Here is a 4,161-nt window from a genome sequence, read left to right on the forward strand (position 1 = left end):
GCAGGTGGTTCTTTGGCGATTACCATCCTGCGGGCGGGAGTCCGTTCGTTTTCTCATCGCCCCGCCGGCTCCGACAACCTCATGCCCCACAACACCTAGAATACGCTGCGGCAAGTTACGGAGACGTACACCTTCGGACAGGGAAACTCGCATCCCGTTATTGGCGAGCTCCAGCGCGATTTGGAAACCAGAGTTTCCACCCCCGACTACAGCGATGTCTTCACCGCGTAGCTGACTCGGGTTCCGATACTCCTCGGAGTGGATCTGCAAGACCTGCGGGTCAAGCCTGTTGGCCAGGGCGGGCACGAAGGGCGAACCGAAAGCCCCCGTCGCGACGACAACAGCTCTGGCCTTCAGGGGCTCCCCGCTTGCGAAGTGCAGCCGAAAATCCCCTGCCGCTCCGTTCAATTTCGTCACACGGGTGTCGAGGTGAACGGGTAGGGCGTACCGTTCGGCATACATCGCCAGGTAAGCAGCCACCTCATCTTTGCCAGGGTACTTCCAAGGGTCACCAGGAAAAGCGAATCCAGGCAGTGAGTTGTACTGTGCAGGCGTGAACAAGCGCAGAGAGTCCCAGCGACGTGCCCATGAGGCACCCACCTTGCTGGCCGCCTCGAGTAGCCGGAAGTCGACTCCCGCTTCGGCCAGGTAGTACCCGAGTGCAAGACCCGCTTGGCCCGCACCGATAACTGCCACATCAACCCGATCGGGCGTTTCCAGCCTCATGACAGTACCTTGTAGTCCGAACCTGACCCTGCCTTGGCGGGGACAACAGGACGCGCTGAGGGGTAATGAGAGGTTCGGGTACGAGCCGCGCGTAACCCGTTGAGAATGATGACGACCTCGGCGAGCTCGTGAATGAGGACGACGGCGGCCAGGCCGATCACGCCGAAGAGCGCCAACAGTGGTAACACCGCGATCAGGACCAGGGAGAGGATGATGTTCTGGTTGATGATCATCCGTCCTCGCCGGGCGTGCGCCAGGGCTTGAGGGATCAGGCGGATGTCTTCGCCGGTGAAGGCCACATCAGCTGATTCCACCGCGGCATCGGAGCCGGTGGCTCCCATGGCGATGCTATATCTGCGGCGGCCAATGCTGGGGCGTCATTGATGCCGTCACCAATCATTGCCACCCGGTTGCCTGCCCGCAGTTCGGTGATGGCGGCGGCTTTGTCTTCTGGGCGCAGCTCTGCGCGGACATCAGTGATCCCGGCTTCAGCCGCTAGAGCATGGGCGGTGCGCGTGTTGTCACCGGTAAGCATGGTAACCTTGACCCCGGCACGGGTAAGCCGCTGGATCGCTTCTACTGCTTCTTCGCGCAGTTCGTCCCGCACACCGACAGCCCCGACTGCCTCCCCCTTGTGGTGGATGATCACCACGGTGTTGCCCTGCTGCTCCAGCTCAGTAACCTGATCAGCGAGCGAGCCGGGGCCAAGCCACCGGGGACTGCCCACCGCGATTCGGCTGGCCCCGATAACTCCGGTGATGCCCTGTCCAGGGTGCTCAGTGATTTCGGTGGCCTGCGGGGCATCAGCCGCCGCATGGGTGATGGCTGCCGCAAGGGGGTGCGTGCTGTGAGCTTCCAGTGCTGCCGCCCAGTCCAGCACCTGCTGCTCGGTATTCCCGGGGACAGTCAGCACAGCGCTGACGGTGGGACGGTTACGGGTCAGTGTGCCTGTCTTATCGAAGGCCAGGTGGCTTACAGATCCCAGTTGCTCGAAAGCTGCACCGGACTTGACGATCACCCCGTGGTTGCTGCCGCCGCCGATGGCAGAGACCACGGTGATCGGTACCGAGATCGCCAACGCGCATGGTGAGGCGGCTACCAGCACGATGATCGCTCGGGTGACCCACTCCATGGGGTCTCCGAAGATTGAACCCAGCGCCGCGATCAGTATCGCCAGCAGGAGTACACCGGGAACCAGGGGACGGGCGATGCGATCAGCCAGTCGGGCACGTTCACCCTTCTCCGCCTGGGCCTGCTCGACCAACTGGACCACTGTGGTCAGCGAGTTGTCTGTTCCCGGTGCGGTGGCTTCGACCTCCAAGACCCCGGTGGTATTGATCGACCCGGCCAACACCTCATCACCAGGGCCAGTCTCTACCGGAATCGACTCACCAGTGATCGCTGAAGTGTCCAGGGCTGAACGTCCGGTGCGGACCACCCCGTCAGTGGCTAGGCGTTCCCCGGCCGTCACCCGGATCAGCTGACCCGGCACCAGAGTAGAGGCAGCCACCTGCCGCTGATCGCCAGCCTCGTCGACGATGGTGGCGCTGGCTGGCAGCAGGTTCAGCAGGGAACGCAGCCCGGAGCGGGCTTTGTCCATCGCCCGATCTTCCAAGGCCTCTGCAATGGAATAGAGAAAGGCCAGAGCTGCGGCTTCTTCGATGTAACCCAGTGCAACCGCTCCAGTGGCGCTGATCGTCATCAACAACCCGATACCCAGGCGGCGACGCACCACCAGCGCCCGCAAAGCACCAGGAACGAACTGAGAAGCCCCCAACAATAGGCTGACCCAGAACACCGCCAGCGTCACAGTCGAAAGCGGGTCCTGATCTGCTGCCCCGGTCCACTCCAACACCCACCCTGTGGCCAGCAGCAACCCCGAGACCAGTGGAATCAGAACACGACGATCCCCCACCACTGAGGCTCTTTAGTGCTCTCCGCAGAAGCCGTGTTCTCACTGGGGGAAGCACACCCGCAGGCATCCACGCTCATCGCTGCACCTGCTCTCCGCCAGCGCAGCACCCCTCCGGGCACACCGGGTCAAGACACTCCGCACCCTCATCGACTGCCAGGGTTGTCTCCACCAAAGCGTTCAGCGCCCGCGACAGGTGAGGGTCAGCGATCTCATAGCGGGTCTGACGGCCCTCCGGCTCAGCGACCACGATCCCGCAATCCCGCAAGCACGCCAGATGATTCGACACATTCGTCCGCGTCAACTCCAGGTCACGGGCAAGCTTGGCCGGATAACCCGGCTCATCCAGGAGGGACAACAAAATCCGGGACCGGGTGGGGTCAGCCATAGCGCGGCCCAACCGGTTCATCACATCAAGACGAGAAGCAATAGTCAGCACACACTGACCATACAGCGAACGATGACTAGTCAGCAAGTAGTGACCTAACCAGAAGGCTACCTTCAGTACGCGGGAGGTTGCAGGCGCACCTGGTGGGCATGAGCCACGACAACACCAGACACCCCTCGCGCCGAACCAAGAAGTCCAAGCCCTCAGACACAGAGCTTGATGTTCCGGCGGTGCTTCCTCATGTGATCATCACCGTTATCGAGCCGACCGGGACTCTGGCGGTCACCGTAGATGGCGAGGACTTCCCCGCACCAGAAAACGTGGCATGGTCTCGTGCCCGATTCGGCGAGCTGCTGGACGCGGTCACTGAGGACCGGACTCGGACGGTGCGGATCGAGGTTCACGAAACCGACGGGTCCACTTTTACTGACATCATCCGAGCCCGCAGGCGCACACCCACCACCCCAAACCCCGAGGCGGAGCAGGCAGAGAGCGCACGGTCTAAGGCCAGCGGGAAGGCGGCTGCGGCCACGGTCTTGGGTGAGGGGTTCCTGCCCGGTGAGGACGTGGCTATCGCTGCGGTGGTCACCGACACCACCGCCAATGACGACGGAGAGGTCGAGACCCGTCTGACCCGGCGGCAGAAGACGACCTTGCGTGCTGGTGCTGAGGTGCTGGTCTTCGGCCGGTCCTCGGGGACCACACTGGTGAGGCGGCTGCCATGACCCGGGGCATCACTCCGGGGTCTCACCAAGCCGGAGGTATGGGTGATGAGGTCACCAACGCCCTGATCATCCTGCTCATGGTCACCGCAGGCATTGCAGTGATCCTGCGTGCCGCTGGCACTGTCGCCGCCTGGATCACCGGCGCATCACTGCCGGAAGCTGGCCCGGCTGCCGGGTTGGGGGTTCTGTTCAGCCCTGGTGATCCTGCCGCCGTGCTAGGGCGTGTTGCTAAAGGGTGGAGCGTCGGTCGTCGGCGAGTCTGTCCTTGTGGCACGCAGAGAGATATCTGACGAGACCTGGGCAGTGATCGGCCGTTGTTCCCGGCGGCGAAGTCCACCGGAAGGCCGCCGGTGGATCCACGCACAGTCGTCGAGGCTGCCGCCTGGCGGTACAGGACCGGCTCACCTTGG

The 4,161-nt window shown here is 63.2% G+C and carries 3 protein-coding genes and 1 pseudogene; 1 reads left to right on the forward strand and 3 read right to left on the reverse strand.

Annotated features, from left to right (window positions below; genetic code table 11):
- The 3 genes and pseudogenes from BCY76_RS16980 to cmtR all read right to left on the reverse strand — a co-directional run.
- Nucleotides 1–726 (reverse strand): flavin-containing monooxygenase (locus BCY76_RS16980; RefSeq protein WP_170922746.1); only part of this gene is annotated, 726 nt, incomplete at its 3' end.
- Nucleotides 723–2,718, reverse strand: a pseudogene (locus tag BCY76_RS16985) (heavy metal translocating P-type ATPase). The gene BCY76_RS16980 and the pseudogene BCY76_RS16985, both read right to left, overlap by 4 nt.
- Complete coding sequence (cmtR, locus tag BCY76_RS16990) at nucleotides 2,715–3,077, reverse strand: Cd(II)/Pb(II)-sensing metalloregulatory transcriptional regulator CmtR (protein WP_070159118.1); 363 nt, start codon at nucleotides 3,075–3,077, stop codon at nucleotides 2,715–2,717. Before cmtR ends, BCY76_RS16985 begins: the two are co-directional and overlap by 4 nt.
- Nucleotides 3,078–3,175: 98 nt before the next feature.
- Here cmtR and BCY76_RS16995 point away from each other — a divergent pair, with 98 nt between their 5' ends.
- Entirely contained in the window at nucleotides 3,176–3,751 is a 576-nt protein-coding gene (locus tag BCY76_RS16995) for a hypothetical protein (protein WP_070159119.1), read from the forward strand.
- The last annotated feature ends 410 nt before the right edge of the window (nucleotides 3,752–4,161 follow it).

Source organism: Nesterenkonia sp. PF2B19 (assembly GCF_001758425.2).
Classification (GTDB): Bacteria; Actinomycetota; Actinomycetes; order Actinomycetales; family Micrococcaceae; genus Nesterenkonia; species Nesterenkonia aethiopica.